Consider the following 18,293-nt stretch of genomic DNA (forward strand, 5'->3'; position numbering starts at 1 on the left):
GTCCCGCCCCGCCCGGACCACCCCTCGAGGCCGGACCACCCCTCGAGGCCGGGCCACCCTCGAGGGACGACGGCCCCGGGGGCGGGCCTCAGCGCCGGCCGCGGGGCGCGGCGAGCAGCACCGGGCAGGTCGCCTGGCGCAGCACCTCCCGGGCCACCGGGCCGATGTGCGACCCGACCGGCACGACCGGGTCGTGACGACCGATCACCAGCAGCGCGGCACCCTCGCTGGCCGCGAGCAGCGCGTCGATCTCGCGGCCGCGGTGGGCCAGGACGTCGGCGGGCACCGACGGCCCACCGTCGGCGATCTCCTCCAGGGCGGCCCGGATCTCGGCCCGTGCACGCTGCCCCCACCGCCGGTCCTCCGCGGTGTCGGCGTGCAGGCTCTCGTAGGGCTCGGGCAGCGACCACGCGTGGATCACCCGCAGCCCCGCCCGGAGCTCGCGCGCGCGGGCGACCGCGGCGCGCAGCACCTCGCCGGCCCGGATCGGGGCGTCGACCCCGGCGACCACGACCTGCTCGGCGTCCGCGGCCACCCACCCGCTCGGGACCGCCACGACGGGAGCCAGCGTCTGGGCCGCCACGCCTCCGGCGACCGTCCGGGTGACGGGGCGTCCGTCGGCGACCGGGTGCCCGTGCTCGAGCACGACCATCCGGGCCGAGCGCGCCGCGGCGACCAGGCCGCTGACGACGGACCCGCGGCGCAGCTCCTCGACGACGGCCAGGCAGCCGTCCGCCAGCTCCTCGGCGCGCTCGGCCGCCAGGGCGAGGGTCTCGGCCCCGATCTTGTCGAGCTCCTCGGCCGACGCGAGGGCGGACTCCGACCCCAGCGGCACGACCGGGACCACGTGCACGAGGTGCAGGGCGCACCCGGCCCGCAACGCCTCGTCGACGGCGTACCTCAGGGCCGCGTCGACCGTCTCGGTGCCGACGCCGACGACGACGGGAGGGGCCGCGGGGAACGGCTCGTGGACGGCTTGCTCGATCATGACGGCCTCCTGGCTGTGGTGCCCCCCGTGTGGGGCCTCGGCGCCAACGCTGCGCCCCGGCGTGACGTACGCCATAGGGACCAACGGCCCGGGGTGGCGCGCCGAGCGACCCCTGATGCCGGCCCGCAGCCGCAGCCCTCGGCCCGCGGTGGCGCGCCGGGCGGCCCCCGGCACCGGGCCAGGGTCTACCTTGTCCGGATGACTCCCGGCAGCAGCAGCTATGACGTCGTCGTGGTCGGCGGCGGGCACAACGCCCTGGTGAGCGCGGCCTATCTCGCGCGCGCCGGGCTCAGCGTCGTCGTGCTCGAGCGGCTCGACCGCACCGGGGGCGCCGCCGTCTCGGTGGAGCCCTTCGCCGGCCAGCCGGCCCGCCTGTCGCGCTACTCCTACCTGGTCAGCCTGATGCCCGAGCAGCTGATGGCCGACCTGGGCCTCGACGTCCGGCTCGCCTCGCGGACCACCGCGTCGTACACCCCGTGGGTGCGCGGCGACCGCTCCGGCGGCCTGCTGGTCGAGCGCCCCGAGGGCGAGGCCACGCGCGCGTCCTTCCGCGACCTGACCGGCGGCGACGACGAGTACGCCGCGTGGCAGGCGTTCTACGCCGAGGTCGGCCGGCTCGCCGAGGCCGTCTCCCCCACGCTCATGCAGCCGCTCCCCCTCGAGCGCGACGTCCGCGCGCTGGTCGACGAGCGCATCTGGTCGGAGGTCGTCGCCGAGCCGCTGGGGCGCGCGATCACCGCGCGCTTCGCCGACGACACGGTCCGCGGGGTCGTCGCCACCGACGCGCTGATCGGGACGTTCGCCTCCCTCGACGACCCGTCCCTGGTGCAGAACCGCTGCTTCCTCTACCACCTGATCGGCAACGGGACGGGCGAGTGGCGGGTGCCGGTAGGCGGCATGGGTGCCGTCACCGACGCGCTCGCCCGCGCGGCCGTCGAGGCCGGGGCGGAGATCGTCACCGGCGCGGGCGTGAGCGCGATCGTGCCGGGTGCCGACGGCGCCGAGGTGCGCTTCCACGACGGGTCCCGGGAGCGCTCGGTGACCGGGCGACGGGTCCTGTCCGGCGTGGCGCCGTGGGTGCTGCGGATCCTGCTCGGCGAGGGCGAGGACCCCGAGACCAAGCCGTCGGGCTCGCAGCTGAAGATCAACTTCCTGCTCGACCGGCTGCCCGCGCTCCGCTCCGGCGCGGACCCCGAGGTGGCCTTCGCGGGCACGCTGCACCTCGCCGAGGACTACACGCAGCTCGAGCGGGCCTACGACGCCGCGGCGAGCGGCGAGGTGCCCGACCCGATGCCGGGCGAGGTCTACTGCCACAGCCTCACCGACCCCTCGATCCTCGGCGACCGGGCCGGGGCGGCCCACACGCTCACCTACTTCGGGCTGCACACGCCGGCCGGTCTCTTCGACGCCGACCCGTCCGCGAAGGACCGCGCGGTCGAGCGCGCGATCGCCTCCCTCGACGCCGTGCTCGCCGAGCCGGTCGAGGGCTGCCTGGCGACCGACGCCGAGGGCCGTCCCTGCATCGAGGCCAAGGTCCCCCAGGACGTCGAGCGCGACCTCGCGATGCCCGGCGGCCACATCTTCCACGGCGACCTCGAGTGGCCGTGGGCGCCCAACCGGGCCCGCCTCGACACCCCCGCCCAGCAGTGGGGCGTGCAGACCGAGCACGACTCCGTGCTGGTCTGCGGCTCCGGTGCGCGCCGCGGTGGCGCGGTGTCCGGGCTCGGTGGCCACAACGCGGCGCAGGCGGTCCTGGCCGAGCTGTGACCTCGATTTCGCCTGTCGGAGGTGACGCGGTAGAGTTCTACTCGCTTCACCGCACGCGCCATTAGCTCAATTGGCAGAGCAGCTGACTCTTAATCAGCGGGTTCGGGGTTCGAGTCCCTGATGGCGTACAGAAGCCGAGAGCCGGTCCTTCGGGACCGGCTCTCGGCGTTTCACGACGTGCCCGGCTCAGGCCGGCTCAGCCCTCCTCGCGCAGGCGCGGCGGGGTGAAGTTCTCCGGCTTGAAGCCGGTCTTGTCGGCGTAGAACTCGCGCAGCACGTCCATGTCGGCGCTGACGTCGCCGCTGGGGTGGAAGGTCGGGCCCCAGCCGACGGTGCGCGACGGTGCGTCGAGGAACGCCAGGGTGACCGGGAGCCCGGTCTGCTGGGCGATCCGGTAGAACCCGGACTTCCAGTACTCCCCCCGCGAGCGGGTGCCCTCGGCGGCGATGCCGATCAGCCAGGGGGCGTCGCCCTCGGACTCGACGAGGAGCTCCTTGATGGTCGCCGCCGGGTTGCGGCGGTCGAGCTCGACGGCGCCGGTGCGGCGCAGCAGCCAGCCCAGCGGCCCGACGAACAGCTCCTGCTTGACCAGCAGGCGGATCGTGATGCCGTAGCGCCACGCCAGGAGCATGGTCAGCACCCAGTCCCAGTTCGACGTGTGCGGGGCGCCGACGAGGACGCCGCGCTGCGGCACCTCCCCGACGGTCTTCCAGCGCACGGCACGGAGCACGAGGCCGGCGATCCTAGGTCGCAGCACGGGCACGTCCCTTCCTGCGCTCGCGCGCGAGGTCCCAGAGGTAGCGGTCGAAGTCGACCTCCATGGTGTGGCGAGGCGAGGCGTAGAACCGCCTCGTGTCGCGCGCGTGCTCGGCCGCCATCTGGCGACGGACCACGGTGTCCGGTGGCGGGGCGTAGGCCCCGGTGAGGGTCTCGGTGATCCATGCCGCCTGCGCCTCCGCGAGCGGCATCACCGCCCCGAGCGGCTGGAGCAGGCCGAGGAAGTACAGCCCCGGCAGGTCCGGGTGCACGGTCCGCTTCCACAGCGGCAGGTCGTTGCCGGGCGCTGCGACGAGCGCGGCGTCGAGGAACGGGAAGCTGACGTGGTAGCCGGTGGCCCACACGATGAGGTCGGCAGGCGCCGAGCTGCCGTCGACGAAGACCACCCGGTCGCCGTCGAGCCGCTGGATCCCGGGTCGTGCGGTGACCGCCCCGGCCGCCAGCCGCTCGCGGATCCGCTCGGACTGGACGGGGTGGGACTGGCCGGGCCGGTGGGCCGGGGCAGGCAGGCCGTACGCCGTGAGGCTCCCGCCGGCGGCTGTCGCCCCGATCCGCAGGCGCAGCGCGGTCACCCACCACGGCACCCAGCCGGGCGGGAGCAGGCCCTGGTCGGAGGGCTTGCCGAGGAAGAACTTGCGCAGCACCCACTCCGGGCGACGCACCGACCAGGTGGTCGTGCGGGCCCGCAGTGACGCCTCCACCGCGATGTCCATGGCGGAGTTCCCGGCGCCGACGACCACGACGTCACGTCCCTCGAGCTGGTCCGCGGAGCGGTAGTCGTGGGAGTGGACCTGCTCGCCGTCGAAGGTGCCCGGGTAGGCCGGGTCCGGCCAGCGCGGGTCCCAGTGGTGGCCGTTGGCGACCAGCACCGCGTCGTAGGTGCGGGTCTCGGTCCCCCCGGGACCGGTGACCGTCACGTCCCACCGGCCGTCGCCGGTCGGGGTGACGCGCTCGACGGTGGTGTCGAAGGTGATCGCGTCGCGGAAGCCGAAGTGGTCGACGTACTGCTGGAAGTAGGCCGCGACCTGGTCGTGGCGCGCGTAGGGCGGGTAGTCATCCGGCATCGGGAAGTCCGAGTACGCCATCCGCGGGCAGGAGGTGTTGATCTCGAGGGTGTCGTAGCAGGCGGAGCGGCCGTTGGAGTTGTCCATCACCCACGTGCCACCGATGTCGTGCCCCATCTCGAAGCAGTCGAACGGCACCCCGGCGAGGAACAGGTGCTTGGCGGCGGCGATCCCGGACGACCCGGCCCCGATCACGCACGCCCGCGGCAGCGACTCGTCGACCGGGACGGGTGCGGTCACCGGCGCGACGCGGTCGGACTGCCTGACGAGGTATCCCATCGGTCGTGTCCCCTGTCGCTGCCGGTCGTGACTCAGAGGTAGAGCCCGGTGGAGCCGGCCGCGAGGCGCTCGGCGGCGACCGCGTGGACGTCGCGCTCGCGCATCACGACGTAGACCTCGCCGTGCACCTCGACCTCCGCCTTGTCCTCGGGGTCGAACAGCACCCGGTCGCCGACCTCGACGGCCCGGGCGTGCGGGCCGACGGCGATGACCCGCGACCAGGCGAGCCGGCGTGCGCCCATCGCCGCGGTCGCCGGGATCACGATGCCTCCGGTGGAGCGACGCTCGCCGGCCTCCTTGTCGACCTCGACCAGGAGCCGGTCGTGCAGCATCTTGATGGGGGCGCTGCCCCCGGTCATGCCAGGCACGGCGCTCAGCGCGCGACCTTGCGGACGACGGCGAGCAGCACGAGGACGCCCACGACCGCGCCGGCGGCCTTGAGGATGTTGTCGGTGCGCGGCTCGCCGGACTCCAGCTCGACGAAGTGCGACTTCACGCTCTCCACCTGCCGCCCGACGATGGTCTTGGGGTGGGCGCGGTGGGCGAGCTGGTCGATGGTCGAGGCGAGCCGCTGGCGGGTCTCCTCGATCTCGCGCTCGAGCGCGCTCATGTCCTGGGTCACGCCGGAAGGCTATCAATGCGCCGCGGGTCGAACCCCCACGGCAGCTCGAGGCGGTGGGCGGCCATCAGCGGCTCGTCGGTGAGGACGTCGAAGGTGGGTCGGTCGGCGACCACGACTCCCTCGCTGAGCACGACGCTGCGCGGGCACAGCTCGAGGGCGTAGGGCAGGTCGTGGGTGACCATCAGCACCGTCACGTCGAGGCTGCGCAGGATGTCGGCGAGCTCGCGGCGCGAGGCCGGGTCGAGGTTCGACGACGGCTCGTCGAGCACCAGCACCTCTGGCTCCATCGCCAGCACGGTGGCGACCGCGACGCGGCGGCGCTGGCCGTAGGACAGGTGGTGCGGCGGCCGGTCAGCGAAGTCGGCCATGCCGACCCGGTCGAGCGCGGCCATGACCCGACGGTCGAGCTCGGCCCCCTTCACGCCCATGTTGGCCGGCCCGAAGGCGACGTCCTGGCGCACGGTGCCGAGGAAGAGCTGGTCGTCGGGGTCCTGGAAGACCACGCCGACCCGTCGGCGGACCTCCAACATGTTCTTCTTGTCCACGGGCAGCCCACTGACGGCGACCGACCCGCGACCCGCCCCACCCGATCCGGCACCGAGGATCCCGTTGAGGTGCAGGACCAGCGTCGTCTTGCCGGCGCCGTTCGGCCCGAGCAGCGCGACGCGCTCGCCGCGATGGACGTGCAGGTCGACGCCGAAGAGCGCCTGGTGCCCGTCGGGGTAGGCGTACGCCAGGTCGCGGACGTCCAGCACGGGGTCGCTCACCCGGGCAACCTACCGTCGTAGCCGCGCGACAGCATCGCCAGGTGGACCCGCTCGCCACGCTCGTAGGAGCGGATGAACAGCGCGCCCAGCGAGCGCGCCAGCACCGGCCAGTGCCGCGGCGAGCGCGGGTCGAAGCCGCGCGAGCGCATCGCCGTCAGCATCCGGGCGAGCTCGCCGGTCACGACGTCGAGGTAGCGGATCATGAAGCCCATGATCTGGACGACCAGCTCCGGCATCCGCAGCCGCTGGAGCCCGCGGAGCAGGTCCTGCGGCTCGGTGGTGGCGGCGAGGGTCAGCGAGGCGAGCACGCCGATGCTGCCCTTGACCAGCAGCGCGACGCCCGCGTGCAGGCCGGGCTCGGACACCGTCAGCCCCAGCACCTCGGTGCGCGGGCCGTGGGAGATGAAGGGCATCAGCAGCGCGAAGACCGCGAACGGCACCTCGACCACCATGCGGGGCAGCAGGTAGCGCAGCGGCACCCGCGACAGCAGCACGACGCCGAGCAGCGCGGCCGCCTCGGCGGCGAGGACGGCGTACGCCTGGCGCGGGGTCGCGACGACGACCAGCATGAAGACCAGCAGACCCAGCAGCTTGAGGTGGGCCGGCGCCCGGTGGACGGGGCTGTGCCCGTGGAAGTGGAGCCGGTGGCCGTGCCCGGCTCCCATCAGACCTCCGCGTCGTGGCGCTCGCGTGGCTCGGCGGCGTCACCCTCACCGCGGCGTCGGAGCACCCAGAACAGGCCGGTGCTCAGCGCGAGCATCACCACGACACCGACCACCCCGGCGACACCGCCGCTGAGCCGGGCGTCGTCGATGCCCGAGGTCTGGTAGTCGGCGAGCGGGCTGTCGGCGGTGGCGGAGTCCTCGGCGGAGTCGATGAAGCCGGTCTTGCCGGCGACGTACTCCAGGCCGTCGGGGTGGGAGCTGGCGTAGTAGCTGGCGACGCCCGCGACGAGCAGGCTCACCAGCAGGGCGACGGCGAAGAAGCGGCGGGTGGTCACTGCGGGACGACCTTCCGGGTCTCGAGCTCGCGGCGGGCGAGCAGCGGGCGGGCGCCGTGGACGAGGTCGGGTCGCGAGGCGACGACGCTGCCCACGACCAGGCCGGTGACGGCGGCCTCGCCGAGGCCGATGAGCACGTGCCAGCCGAGCATCGCGGTCAGCACCGCGCCGAGGTCGACCGGCGCCTGGCCGCCGACCGCGAACAGGCCGGTGAAGACCAGGGCGGCCGCCGGGACGCTGACGAACGCGCCGACGGCGGCGGCGGGCGCCACCATCGAGGCCCGCGACGGCAGCACGCGGCGCAGCAGCACGAAGACGCCCCAGCCGACCACGACCGTCGTGATCCCGATCAGCGTGACGTTGGTGCCGAGCGCGGTGATGCCTCCGTCGGCCATCAGCAGCGCCTGGACGAGCAGCACCACCGACAGGCACAGCACCGCGGTCCAGGGCCCGACCAGCACGGCGGCGAGGGCACCGCCCATGAGGTGCCCGCTGGTGCCGGCGCCCACGGGGAAGTTGATCATCTGGGCGGCGAACACGAAGGTCGCGACGAGCCCCGCCATGGGCGCGGTCCGGTCGTCGAGCTCGCGGCGGGCGGCCCGCAGCGACACCGCCACCGCCGCCGCCGCGACGACGCCGGTCGCGACCGAGGTCGGTGCGTCGAGGAAGCCGTCGGGCACGTGCACGTCGTCATCTCCTGGGGCTGGCAGGGACTGGTTGGATGTCTGGTGGCCGACCCGGATCCCCCGAAGCGGGCCGGCGCGACCACCAGACTATTGCAACCGTCTTGCAACAACCACTCCGGCCCAGCACGAGGGCCGGGAAGGAGCACCGCATGTCCGAGCGCCTCTCCCCCGGCGACGCCGCCCCCGACTTCACGCTCACCAGCGACACCGAGGAGCAGGTCAGCCTCTCCGACCTGCGCGGCAAGAAGGTGATCGTGTACTTCTACCCGGCGGCGATGACCCCCGGCTGCACCAAGCAGGCCTGCGACTTCTCCGAGTCGCTCGACTCGCTCCGGGGCGCGGGCTTCGAGGTGCTCGGGGTGTCGAAGGACAAGCCCGCCAAGCTGGCGAAGTTCCGCGAGCGTGACGCCCTGACGCTGACGCTGCTCTCCGACGAGGACCTCGCGGTGCACCGCGCCTACGGCGCCTTCGGGACGAAGAAGCTCTACGGCAAGGAGGTCGAGGGCGTGATCCGCTCGACGTTCGTCATCGGCGAGGACGGCGCCGTCGAGCTCGCGCAGTACAACGTCAAGGCCACCGGCCACGTCGCCAAGCTGCGCCGCGACCTCGGGCTCGACTGACGCCCCCGAACCACCCGCCCGCACGTGCGGCGGACCTGGCCCCCGGGACGTACGTCGCGAGGGCCACGACCGCCGCACGTGTGAGGATGGGCCCTCCGCGCTCGTAGCCCAACGGCAGAGGCACCGCGTTTAGGTCGCGGCCAGTGAGAGTTCGAATCTCTCCGAGCGCACGCAGTCGCCCCGCGCGTCCCTCCCGTGTGACGCCGGTCACCACTAGGGTCCGCGCATGGACTCCGCGCTGACCACCGTCGGACTGCCGCTCGCCCTCGCGATCATCATGTTCGGCCTGGGCCTCGACCTGACCGTCGCCGACTTCCGGCGCGTGGGTCGCGCGCCCCGGGCCGTCGCCGTCGCCCTGGCCTGCCAGGTCGTGCTGCTGCCGGCCGTCTGCTTCGGCCTGGTGCTGCTCTTCGACCTCCCCTCGCTGCTCGGCATCGGCATGCTGCTGCTGGCCGCCTCGCCGGGCGGCACCACCGCCAACCTCTTCAGCCACCTGTTCCGCGGCGACGTCGCGCTCAACATCACCCTCACGGCGATCAACACGGTGATCGCCGTCGTGACGCTGCCGCTCATCACCGGGCTGGCGATCGCCTGGTACGACCGCAGCGACGACGTCTCGATGCCGCTGGTGGAGATCGTCAAGGTCTTCGCGCTGATCCTGCTGCCGGTCGGCATCGGCATGCTCGTCAACCGGCGCGCGCCGTCGTTCGCGCGGCGGATGGACAGGCCCGTGCGGATCGGTTCGGCGGTGATCCTCGCCGTCCTGGTGCTCGGCATCCTGCTCGACCAGCGCGAGAACGCGGGCGACTACCTCGCCGACGTGGGCCTGATCGCGGCCCTCTTCTGCGCGATCAGCCTCGTCGTGGGCTACGTCGTCCCGAAGGCGTTCGGGGTGACCGGGCCGCAGGCGATCGCCTCCTCGATGGAGGTCGGGGTGCACAACGCGACGCTCGCCATCTTCGTCGCCGTCGAGGTGCTCGACGAGGTGGAGGTCTCCGTGCCGGCGGCGGTCTACTCGCTGATCATGTTCGCCTTCGCGGCCCTGTGGGGCTCCTGGGTCTCGCGCCGGGTCACCGAGCGCGAGCCGGTGTCAGCCGGCTGACAGGTCGGCCGCGACGTGCGGCGCGAGCTCGCGCAGCGCGCGGCCGCGGTGCGAGATCCGGTCCTTCTCGGCCGGGTCGAGCTCGGCGGACGTGAGGCCCAGCCCGTTGTTGTCGGCGGCGTGCTCGTCGGCCACGAAGAGCACGTCGTAGCCGAAACCGCCGCTCCCCCGCACCTCACGGATGATCCGGCCGTCCATCCGGCCCTCCACGACGCGCTCGCGCCCGTCCGGCATCACCCACGCGATCGCGCACGTGAAGTGCGCGCCGCGACGCTCGTCGGGGACGTCGTGGAGCTGGTCGAGCAGCAGCGCGTTGTTGCGCTCGTCCTGGCTCGAGCGGAGCGAGACCCCCTCGGTCCCTGAGGAGGCGAGGGACGAGCCGTCTCGAAGGGTGGGTTGGCCCGACCAGCGGGCCGACAGCACGCCCGGCATGCCGTTGAGCGCGTCGACGCACAGCCCGCTGTCGTCGGCGACCGACGGCAGGCCGGTCGCAGCGACCCCGGCCCGGGCCTTGAGCAGGGCGTTGCCCTCGAAGGTGGGCTGGTCCTCGACCGGCTCGACGTAGCCCTCGACGTCGCGGACGCCGAGGACCTCGACGTCGGGGACGTGCTCGGCGAGGATCCGCTGCATCTCGCCGATCTTCTTGGCGTTGCCGGAGGCGAGGAACACCTTCATCGCGCGAGCGCCTCCTGCTGCATCCGGGTGAGGTCGGCGCAGCCCTTCTCGGCCAGGGCGAGCAGCGCGTCGAGCTCGGTGCGGTCGAACGCGGCGCCCTCGGCGGTGCCCTGCACCTCGACGAACTTGCCGTCGCCGGTCATCACGACGTTCATGTCGGTCTCGGCCCGCACGTCCTCGACGTAGGGCAGGTCGAGGCGCGGAGTGCCGTCGATGATGCCGACGCTGACCGCGGCCACCGACCCGGTGAGCGGCTCGCCGGCGAGCGCTCCGGTCGAGCGGAGGTGGGCGACCGCGTCGGCGAGCGCGACGTACGCCCCGGTGATGGCCGCGGTGCGGGTGCCGCCGTCGGCCTGCAGCACGTCGCAGTCGAGCACGATCGTGTTCTCGCCGAGCGCCTGGTAGTCGATCACGGCGCGCAGCGAGCGGCCGATCAGCCGGGAGATCTCGTGGGTGCGGCCGCCGATGCGGCCCTTGACCGACTCGCGGTCGGAGCGGGTGTTGGTGGCGGCGGGGAGCATCGCGTACTCGGCGGTGACCCAGCCCAGGCCCGAGCCCTTGCGCCACCGCGGCACGCCCTCGGACGCCGAGGCGGCGCACAGCACCTTGGTGCCGCCGAACTCCACGAGGACCGAGCCCGCGGCGTGGTCGAGCCAGTGGCGGGTGAGGGTGATCGGCCGCAGCTCGTCGTCGGCACGACCGTCGGCGCGGGGGGTGGGGGCGGGTCCGGAGGTCATGGCACGACCCTAGAGGTTGCCGGGCAGCCGACCGGGCCCGGTAACCCCCGTGAGCCACCGGACCCGGCGCTGCAGGTCCCTACCCCGTGCGGGACCAGAGGTGCGCGGCCCCACGCCGCGCGAGCTCCCTCCCACGCGGTGCCTCCCACCCTGCGCCGCGCCCCGGCCGGCGCGCATCGTCCTTGCGATGCGGACGGATCAGACGAAAGTAGGAAATCCGATGGTTACGCTTTCGCGGTGGACCCCCGCCCCGGACCGACCGAGACGCAGCCCGAGCTGACCGCTCTGTCGCACGCCTGGCGCTACGCGTCGTGCCTGGTGATCTCGGGCGTCGTGTGGGGGCCGGTCGCGGCGGTCGAGTGGCGCGAGCAGCCCGGCCTGTTCACCGTCGAGGTCGCCCTCGGCGTCGCCGCCTACGTCGCCGTCTGGTTCCGGCGCAGCGCCCCGGTGCCGGTCGCGGTGGCGGTCGCGGTGATGAGCGCCCTGTCCGGCATCGCCGCGGGCCCGGCCACCCTCGCCGCGGTGTCCGTGGCCACCCGCCGCGTGGTGTGGCAGGTCGCCCTCGTGGGCGTGGTCAACGTGGTCGCCGCGCAGACCTACGCCATGGTCGCGCCCTTCGCGCGGGTCGACCCCACCATCAGCGTGCTCGTCGTGCTCGCGGTCAACGCCGCGATGATGGGCTGGGGCCTCTACCTCGGCTCGCGGCGCGAGCTCATGTGGAACCTGCGCAGCCGCGCCGAGCGGGCCGAGACCGAGCAGGACCTGCGGCTCGCGCAGGCGCGGACCACCGAGCGCGCGCGGATCGCGCGCGAGATGCACGACGTGCTGGCCCACCGGATCACGCAGGTGTCGATGCACGCCGGCGCGCTGGCGTTCCGCGACGACCTCGACGGCACCCGCCTCCGGGCCGGCCTCGAGCAGATCCAGGGCCAGGCCAACGACGCCCTGCGCGAGCTGCGCGACGTGCTCGGCGTGCTGCGCGAGGACGGCCACGGCTCGCAGCCCGCCCAGCCGCAGCCGACGTACTGCGACATCACGGCGCTCGTCGCGGAGGCGCGGACGCTCGGCCTCGACGTCGACTTCGCCGACGACGTCGACCCGTCCACGCCGGTGCCGCCCGCCACCGGGCGCACGGTCTACCGGATCGTGCAGGAGGGCATCACCAACGCCCGCAAGCACGCACCGGGCAGCGTGGTCGCGATCCGGTCCAGCGGCGACCCCCGGTCGGGGATCACGGTGCGGCTGGCCAACGCCGTCGCGCACCGCACCTCCGCCGCCCCGGGGGCCGGGCTCGGCCTGGTCGGGCTGCGCGAGCGGGCCGAGCTGCGCGGCGGCCGGCTCGACCAGCACTCCGACGGGTCCACCTTCGTGCTGGAGGCGTGGTTACCGTGGGCGGCGTGATCCGGGTCCTGCTCGTCGACGACGACCCCCTCGTGCGCTCGGCGCTGTCCCTGATGCTGGGCGGCCAGTCGGACATCGAGGTCGTCGGCGAGGCCGGCGACGGCCAGACCGGCGTCGACCTGGTGGCCGCGCTCGACCCGGACGTCGTGCTGATGGACATCCGGATGCCCGGCATGGACGGGCTGGAGGCGACCCGGCACATCCACGCGCGCGAGTCGCCGCCGTCGGTCGTGGTGCTCACGACGTTCGACGCCGACGAGCACGTGGTCAGTGCCGTCGCCTCGGGGGCCGACGGCTTCCTGCTCAAGGACACCCCGCCGGGCGACATCGTCGGCGCGATCCGGACCGTCGCCGCCGGTGACGCGATGATGTCGCCGTCGGCCACCCGCAGCCTGGTCTCCCGGCTGCGGCGTGGCTCGTCCACCGACCGGTCGGCGGCCGCGGCCCAGCGTCTGACCGTCCTCACCGAGCGCGAGCTCGAGGTGGCGGTGTGCGTGGGCCGCGGGCTCAGCAACTCCGAGATCGCGACGGAGCTCTACCTGTCGATCCCCACGGTCAAGTCGCACGTCTCGCGGCTGCTCACCAAGCTCGACTGCACCAACCGGGTGCAGGTGGCGATGGTGGTCCACGACGCCGGCCTGGTCTGAGCCGGCGCGCCCTCACACGTCGTACGTCGCGCCCGCGCTGGCCAGCCCGACCGGGCCGTCCCAGGCGGCGCTCGCCTCGGCCTCGGCGACCGCGGGGTCGTGCCACGGCGGCACGTGGGTCAGCACCAGGCGTCCGACTCCCGCCGCGGCGGCGGTCCGCCCGCAGTCCGTCCCCGTCAGGTGCAGGTCGGGCGGGTTGTCGGCGCGCGACTCGAAGGACGCCTCGGCCAGCAGCAGGTCGGCGCCCCGGGCGGCGCGGTCGAGCGCGGGGCACGGACCGGTGTCGCCGGAGTAGGTGAGGGTGCGGCCGTTCGCGCTGATCCGCAGGGCGTACGCCGTCACCGGGTGCACCACCTCGTGGGCCTCGACGCGGAACGGACCGATCTCGACGCCCGTCGAGGCGTCGGGGTGGTCGCGGAAGTCGAACTCCTCGGTCATGCCGGGGTCGACCGGCAGGTCGTAGGCCCGCGCCATCCGCTCCGCGGTGCCCGCGGGGCCCCAGACCGGGATCCGCGGCTGCGGGCCGGTGGGGTGGTACTTGCGCATCACGTAGTAGCCGCAGAGGTCGAGGCAGTGGTCGGCGTGCAGGTGGCTCACGAGCACGGCGTCGACGACGAGCGGGTCGACGTAGCGGTGCAGCTGGCCCAGCGCGCCGTTGCCGAGGTCGACCAGCACCCGCCAGGTCCGGGTCTCCCCCGCGGCGTCGGTGTGGTCGGCCTCCAGCAGGTAGCAGCTCGCCGGCGACTCCGGGCCGGGGTAGGAGCCGGAGCAGCCGACCACGGTCAGCCGGAGCCCGGGCGCGCTCACCGCAGCCCCCCGGCGAACTGCGTGGCGCTCAGCAGCTCGGAGCCCAGGAAGCGGCGTCCGATGGTGGCGAAGTCCTCCGGGCTGCCGGTGGTGGAGAAGGTGTAGGCCGGGTCGCCGCCCTCGCGCATCAGACCCGTCCGGACGAGCATCTTGTAGACGTCCTTGGCGCTCTCCTCGGCCGAGCTGACGAGCGTGACCGAGTCGCCCATCACGTAGGAGATGACGCCGGTGAGCAGCGGGTAGTGGGTGCAGCCGAGGACCAGGGTGTCCACGCCGGCCTCGACCAGCGGGTCGAGGTACTCGTGGGCGGCGGCCAGCAGCTCGTCACCGCCGGTCACGCCCTGCTCGACGAAGTCCACGAAGCTCGGGCAGGCCCGGATGTGGAGGTCGATCTGGGGCGCGGCGGCGAACGCGTCGTCGTAGGCCATCGAGCTGGCGGTCGCGCGGGTGCAGATCACCCCGACCCGGCTGGTGCGGGTCGCGGCGGCGGCGCGCCGGGCGGCGGGGAGGATCACCTCGACGACCGGCACGTCGTAGCGCTCGCGGGCGTCGCGGAGCATCGCGGCGCTGGCGGAGTTGCAGGCGATCACGAGCGCCTTGACGCCCTGGTCGTAGAGGTGGTCGAGGCACTCGAGCGCGTACTCGCGCACCTCGCCGATCGGCTTCTGGCCGTAGGGCTGGCGCGCGGTGTCGCCGAGGTAGACCACCGACTCGTGGGGCAGCTGGTCGATCACGGAGCGGGCGACCGTCAGGCCGCCGAACCCGGAGTCGAAGATGCCGATCGGGGCGTCGGCATCGGCAGGGGCGGTCGGCACAGGTCAGAGGCTAGGCGAACGGCCGGGCCCCGGTCACGCAGTCACGGGCGTCGGTCCGGTCACATCGCGCGAGGCGGGGGCGGCGTCGGGTTAGGGTCGAACGGTGAACCGTCGACACCTCGTGGCCACGACCGCCCTCTCCCTGCTGGCCGGAGCCGGCGTCGTCCTGGTGGGCGGTCCCGCCTCCAGCGACGCCGACGACCGGGCCGAGCACCGACCCGCCGTGAGCGCGGGCCAGCCGGCCCCGCGCGACCTGGTCGGCGACTCCGACTCGGTGCTCGCGATCTCCATCGACGGCATGAGCGTGGCCGCGGTCCAGAAGCTCGGGCGCAAGCAGCTGCCCAACCTCTACCGCTTCATGCGCGCCGGTGCGTCGACGACGAACGCCCGCACCGAGCGGGAGATGACCGTCACCCTGCCCAACCACACCGGCATGGTCACCGGCCGTCGCATCGAGGCGGCCACCGGGGGCCACGGCGTGACCTGGAACGACGACCGCCTCACCCCGGCGACCGTGCAGGCCGCGGCCGGGCACGACGTCGGGTCGGTCTTCACCGCCGTCCACGACGCGGGCGGCTCCACCGCGCTGTTCGCGGCCAAGACGAAGTTCAGCCTGTGGCAGCGCTCGTGGCCGGACGCGATCGACCGCACCGTCATCGACCTCGACAACTCGGCCCTGGTCGACCAGCTCGTCGACGACCTCGCCACCGAGCGCGACTTCCGGTTCCTGCACCTCTCCCCGCCCGACGCCGCGGGCCACGACCACGGCTGGATGTCCCCGCAGTACCTCCGCGCCGTACGCCGGTCCGACAGGCTCGTGGGCCGCGTCGTGAAGGCCGTCAACGCCGACCCCGACCGCAGGGCCGGAACCACGATCATCCTGACCAGCGACCACGGCGGCCACGGTCCGTCGCACAGCGACGTGCGCGAGCCCGACAACTACCGCATCGTCTTCATGGCGCGCGGCTCCGCCGTCGACCGGGGCGTCGACCTCTACCAGATCAACCCGGCCTACAAGAACCCCGGCAAGCGTCGCACGACCTACGCCCAGCGCCGCCAGCCGGTGCGCAACGGGATGGTCGCCAACCTCGCCCTCGACCTGCTCGACCTGCCGCCCGTGCCCGACAGCGAGCACGACGTCGACCAGGACCTGCGGCTCACCGCCGCCCCCTGACGGCCGCCGCCTCCCCGTCCAGCGGCCAGGGGTTGAACCGGCAGGCGCCGGTGCCCTTCGACTGCTGCATCATCACCGGTGCGGGCCCGCCCCCGGGCGGGCAGGACGCGTGCCCGCGACCGAGCCAGTGACCGGTCTCGTGGTTGACGACCATGTGGCGGTAGTCGCGCAACGAGCGGCGTGCGGCGTTCCACGCCGGTGAGGCGTGCTTCCAGCGCTCCTGGTTGATGATCACGAAGCGGCCGACCCGGCACGACCAGGTCGACGAGCAGCCCGACGAGAACGACGGCACGAGCGCCGCCGCCGACAGCACGAGCGTGAAGTCGCCGCCGCGCGGCACGCGGCGGAACTCGACGCCCGCCCACCGCCAGCCGCGCGGGTCGTCGAAGGTCTGCTGGGCCTGGCGCCGGAACTCCGCGAGCGAGGTGGTGATCCGCCCGCGCGTGGTCACGGAGTAGGTCACCCGGCGGCGGACCGGCTGGCCGTATCCCTCGCCGCTGTGCGGCTCCTCCACGGTCGTACGCCGGTCGGACGCGCCGCGCTGGTCGGACGCGCCGGCCACGGCGGCGCCCGGGAGGGTGGACAGGACGGACAGGACGGACAGGACGAGCGCGGCCAGCACCAGGACCGCCCGGGGAGCGCGGGTCATGGGGCGAGCGTAGGGGTCGGGGCGGTCGGCTCCTAGGCCCAGAGCTGGCCGTCGAGACGGTCCTCGGCGTCGTCGACGGTGCCCTCGTAGGCGCCGGTGGAGAGGTACTTCCACCCGCCGTCGCAGACGACGAACGCGATGTCGGCCCGCTCGCCGGCCTTGACCGCCTTCGCGGCCTGGCCGAGCGCGGCGTGGAGGATCGCGCCGGTGGAGATGCCGGCGAAGATGCCCTCGAGCTCGAGCAGCTCGCGCACCCGGCGCACGGCGTCGCGCGGGCCGACGCTGAAGCGCGAGTCGATGAGCGAGGCGTCGTAGAGCTCGGGGACGAACCCCTCGTCGAGGTTGCGCAGGCCGTAGACCAGCTCGCCGTAGCGCGGCTCGGCCGCCACGATCCGCACCTCAGGCCTGGCCCGGCGGAAGAAGCGCGAGACGCCCATGAGGGTGCCGGTGGTGCCGAGGCCGGCGACGAAGTGGGTGATCCCGGGGAGGTCGGCGAGCAGCTCGGGGCCGGTGCCCTCCTCGTGCGCGAGGGCGTTGGCCTCGTTGCCGTACTGGTAGAGCATCACCCAGTCGGGGTGCTCACCGGCGATCTTCTTGGCCACCCGGACCGCTTCGTTGGACCCGCCCGCCGCGGGCGAGGAGACGATCTCGGCGCCCCACATCCGCAGCAGCTGGCGCCGCTCCTCGGAGGTGTTCTCCGGCATCACGCACACGATGCGGTAGCCCTTGAGCTTGGCGGCCATCGCCAGCGAGATGCCGGTGTTGCCGCTGGTCGGCTCGAGGATGGTGCAGCCGGGACGGAGCGTGCCGTCCTTCTCCGCCTGCTCGATCATCCTCAGCGCCGGGCGGTCCTTGATGGAGCCGGTGGGGTTGCGGTCCTCGAGCTTGGCCCACAGGCGTACGTCCGGGCTCGGCGAGAGCCGCGGCAGTCCGACGAGCGGCGTGCCACCGACCGAGGCGAGGAGGCTGTCGTAGCGGGTCATCGGACGGGGGTCACGCCCCGCCGGCAACCGCCGGGAGCACGACGACCTGGTCACCGTCGCTGAGCTCGGCGTCGAGGCCGCCGATGAAGCGGACGTCCTCGTCGTTGACGTAGACGTTGACGAACCGGCGCAGGTCGCCGTTGTCGACGAGGCGGTCCTTGATGCCGGGGTGGTTGCCGTCCAGGTCGTCGATCAGGGCGGTCAGGGTCGCGCCCGACGCCTCGACCGACTTCGCGCCGTCGGTGTAGGTGCGGAGGATGGTGGGGATGCGGACCTCGATGGCCATCAGGGGGTGCTCTTCTCTGTAGGCGTGATCGTGACGTCCTCTTCGGTCACGACTCCGTCGATGATTCTGTAGGACCTGAACTCCACCGGGCCCTCACTATTCCCGTGCTCGCGTGTGCTGACGAGCACGTAGTGCGCGTGGGGCTCGCTGGCCAGGCCGATGTCGGTGCGGCTCGGGTAGGCCTCGGTGGCGGTGTGGGAGTGGTAGACCACGACCGGCTCCTCGTCGCGCGCGTCCATCTCCTTGTAGAGCGCGAGCAGCTCGGTGGAGTCGAACTCGTAGAACGTCGGGCTGCCGGCGGCGTTGACCATGGGGATGAAGCGCTCGGGACGGTCGCTGCCCTCGGGGCCCGCGACGACGCCGCAGGCCTCGTCGGGGTGGTCGCGGCGGGCGTGCGCCACGATGGCGTCGTGGATGTCCTGGGGGATGGTCAGCACGCGGCGAGTG

The 18,293-nt window shown here is 73.5% G+C and carries 23 protein-coding genes and 2 tRNA genes; 8 read left to right on the forward strand and 17 right to left on the reverse strand.

What is annotated here, in order from left to right; genetic code table 11:
- Positions 1-88: 88 nt before the first annotated feature.
- A complete protein-coding gene (locus LN652_RS07190) occupies positions 89-988 on the reverse strand; it encodes a universal stress protein (protein ID WP_230443990.1) in 900 nt (299 codons plus the stop codon).
- A 198-nt stretch (positions 989-1,186) separates the two neighbouring features.
- On the opposite strand from LN652_RS07190, the gene LN652_RS07195 reads away from it, so the two are divergent.
- Positions 1,187-2,755, forward strand: a complete 1,569-nt coding sequence (locus LN652_RS07195; protein WP_230443991.1) for a phytoene desaturase family protein — start codon at positions 1,187-1,189, stop codon at positions 2,753-2,755.
- A gap of 55 nt (positions 2,756-2,810) precedes the next feature.
- Positions 2,811-2,883, forward strand: a tRNA-Lys gene (locus tag LN652_RS07200).
- 68 nt (positions 2,884-2,951) lie between these two features.
- Here LN652_RS07200 and LN652_RS07205 read toward each other — a convergent pair.
- From LN652_RS07205 to LN652_RS07240, 8 genes are read right to left on the reverse strand one after another with little or no spacing between them, the layout of a single operon-like run.
- Positions 2,952-3,512: a 1-acyl-sn-glycerol-3-phosphate acyltransferase gene (locus LN652_RS07205; RefSeq protein ID WP_230443992.1), complete on the reverse strand. Its 561-nt coding sequence runs from the start codon at positions 3,510-3,512 to the stop codon at positions 2,952-2,954.
- Positions 3,499-4,875 (reverse strand): flavin-containing monooxygenase, encoded by a 1,377-nt coding sequence (locus LN652_RS07210; RefSeq protein ID WP_230443993.1) that lies wholly within the window; start codon positions 4,873-4,875, stop codon positions 3,499-3,501. The genes LN652_RS07205 and LN652_RS07210 overlap by 14 nt, the downstream gene beginning before the upstream one ends.
- Before the next feature lie 32 nt (positions 4,876-4,907).
- A complete protein-coding gene (locus tag LN652_RS07215) occupies positions 4,908-5,234 on the reverse strand; it encodes a GroES family chaperonin (RefSeq protein ID WP_230443994.1) in 327 nt (108 codons plus the stop codon).
- Positions 5,235-5,248: 14 nt separating this feature from the next.
- Positions 5,249-5,497 (reverse strand): DUF3618 domain-containing protein, encoded by a 249-nt coding sequence (locus LN652_RS07220; protein ID WP_230443995.1) that lies wholly within the window; start codon positions 5,495-5,497, stop codon positions 5,249-5,251.
- Positions 5,494-6,264 carry an energy-coupling factor ABC transporter ATP-binding protein gene (locus LN652_RS07225; protein WP_230443996.1) on the reverse strand — a complete coding sequence of 257 codons (771 nt, stop codon included), beginning with the start codon at positions 6,262-6,264 and terminating at the stop codon, positions 5,494-5,496. The genes LN652_RS07220 and LN652_RS07225 overlap by 4 nt, the downstream gene beginning before the upstream one ends.
- On the reverse strand, positions 6,261-6,929 hold the full coding sequence (cbiQ, locus tag LN652_RS07230) for a cobalt ECF transporter T component CbiQ (protein WP_230443997.1): 669 nt from the start codon (positions 6,927-6,929) through the stop codon (positions 6,261-6,263). The genes LN652_RS07225 and cbiQ overlap by 4 nt, the downstream gene beginning before the upstream one ends.
- Complete coding sequence (locus tag LN652_RS07235; RefSeq protein ID WP_230443998.1) at positions 6,929-7,264, reverse strand: PDGLE domain-containing protein; 336 nt, start codon at positions 7,262-7,264, stop codon at positions 6,929-6,931. The genes cbiQ and LN652_RS07235 overlap by 1 nt, the downstream gene beginning before the upstream one ends.
- A complete protein-coding gene (locus LN652_RS07240; RefSeq protein WP_230443999.1) occupies positions 7,261-7,950 on the reverse strand; it encodes an energy-coupling factor ABC transporter permease in 690 nt (229 codons plus the stop codon). Before LN652_RS07240 ends, LN652_RS07235 begins: the two co-directional genes overlap by 4 nt.
- A gap of 149 nt (positions 7,951-8,099) precedes the next feature.
- Here LN652_RS07240 and bcp point away from each other — a divergent pair, with 149 nt between their 5' ends.
- The 3 genes from bcp to LN652_RS07255 all read left to right on the forward strand — a co-directional run bounded on the left by bcp (position 8,100) and on the right by LN652_RS07255 (position 9,672).
- Complete coding sequence (bcp, locus tag LN652_RS07245) at positions 8,100-8,570, forward strand: thioredoxin-dependent thiol peroxidase (RefSeq protein WP_230444000.1); 471 nt, start codon at positions 8,100-8,102, stop codon at positions 8,568-8,570.
- 97 nt (positions 8,571-8,667) lie between these two features.
- Positions 8,668-8,740, forward strand: a tRNA-Leu gene (locus LN652_RS07250).
- 56 nt (positions 8,741-8,796) lie between these two features.
- A complete protein-coding gene (locus LN652_RS07255) occupies positions 8,797-9,672 on the forward strand; it encodes a bile acid:sodium symporter family protein (protein ID WP_230444001.1) in 876 nt (291 codons plus the stop codon).
- Here the strand turns inward: LN652_RS07255 and LN652_RS07260 are convergent.
- Positions 9,661-10,347: a non-canonical purine NTP pyrophosphatase gene (locus LN652_RS07260; RefSeq protein WP_230444002.1), complete on the reverse strand. Its 687-nt coding sequence runs from the start codon at positions 10,345-10,347 to the stop codon at positions 9,661-9,663. The two genes, LN652_RS07255 and LN652_RS07260, sit on opposite strands and share 12 nt — an antisense overlap.
- The gene (rph, locus tag LN652_RS07265; RefSeq protein WP_230444003.1) at positions 10,344-11,084 is read right to left on the reverse strand and encodes a ribonuclease PH; all 741 of its coding nucleotides are present in this window, start codon (positions 11,082-11,084) and stop codon (positions 10,344-10,346) included. Before rph ends, LN652_RS07260 begins: the two co-directional genes overlap by 4 nt.
- 237 nt (positions 11,085-11,321) lie before the next feature.
- Between rph and LN652_RS07270 the strand changes: the two genes are divergently transcribed.
- Positions 11,322-12,485 (forward strand): sensor histidine kinase, encoded by a 1,164-nt coding sequence (locus tag LN652_RS07270; protein WP_230444004.1) that lies wholly within the window; start codon positions 11,322-11,324, stop codon positions 12,483-12,485.
- On the forward strand, positions 12,482-13,132 hold the full coding sequence (locus LN652_RS07275) for a response regulator (protein ID WP_230444005.1): 651 nt from the start codon (positions 12,482-12,484) through the stop codon (positions 13,130-13,132). The genes LN652_RS07270 and LN652_RS07275 overlap by 4 nt, the downstream gene beginning before the upstream one ends.
- Before the next feature lie 12 nt (positions 13,133-13,144).
- Here the strand turns inward: LN652_RS07275 and LN652_RS07280 are convergent, their stop codons facing one another.
- Both LN652_RS07280 and murI read right to left on the reverse strand, forming a co-directional pair.
- Complete coding sequence (locus LN652_RS07280) at positions 13,145-13,939, reverse strand: MBL fold metallo-hydrolase (protein WP_230444006.1); 795 nt, start codon at positions 13,937-13,939, stop codon at positions 13,145-13,147.
- Positions 13,936-14,754: a glutamate racemase gene (murI, locus tag LN652_RS07285; RefSeq protein WP_230444007.1), complete on the reverse strand. Its 819-nt coding sequence runs from the start codon at positions 14,752-14,754 to the stop codon at positions 13,936-13,938. The genes LN652_RS07280 and murI overlap by 4 nt, the downstream gene beginning before the upstream one ends.
- A gap of 103 nt (positions 14,755-14,857) precedes the next feature.
- Between murI and LN652_RS07290 the strand changes: the two genes are divergently transcribed.
- Positions 14,858-15,928, forward strand: coding sequence for an alkaline phosphatase family protein (locus tag LN652_RS07290; protein WP_230444008.1), 1,071 nt, complete (start codon positions 14,858-14,860; stop codon positions 15,926-15,928).
- Here the strand turns inward: LN652_RS07290 and LN652_RS07295 are convergent.
- The 4 genes from LN652_RS07295 to LN652_RS07310 are packed head-to-tail and all read right to left on the reverse strand — an operon-like array spanning position 15,912 to position 18,283.
- Positions 15,912-16,577 carry a DUF3152 domain-containing protein gene (locus LN652_RS07295; protein WP_230444009.1) on the reverse strand — a complete coding sequence of 222 codons (666 nt, stop codon included), beginning with the start codon at positions 16,575-16,577 and terminating at the stop codon, positions 15,912-15,914. The two genes, LN652_RS07290 and LN652_RS07295, sit on opposite strands and share 17 nt — an antisense overlap.
- Positions 16,578-16,609: 32 nt before the next feature.
- Positions 16,610-17,560, reverse strand: coding sequence for a PLP-dependent cysteine synthase family protein (locus LN652_RS07300; protein ID WP_230444010.1), 951 nt, complete (start codon positions 17,558-17,560; stop codon positions 16,610-16,612).
- A gap of 10 nt (positions 17,561-17,570) precedes the next feature.
- On the reverse strand, positions 17,571-17,846 hold the full coding sequence (locus LN652_RS07305) for a MoaD/ThiS family protein (RefSeq protein WP_121138580.1): 276 nt from the start codon (positions 17,844-17,846) through the stop codon (positions 17,571-17,573).
- Positions 17,846-18,283, reverse strand: a complete 438-nt coding sequence (locus LN652_RS07310; protein WP_230444011.1) for a Mov34/MPN/PAD-1 family protein — start codon at positions 18,281-18,283, stop codon at positions 17,846-17,848. Before LN652_RS07310 ends, LN652_RS07305 begins: the two co-directional genes overlap by 1 nt.
- Between the last annotated feature and the right edge of the window lie 10 nt (positions 18,284-18,293).

The organism is Nocardioides okcheonensis, assembly GCF_020991065.1.
Lineage (GTDB): Bacteria > Actinomycetota > Actinomycetes > Propionibacteriales > Nocardioidaceae > Nocardioides > Nocardioides okcheonensis.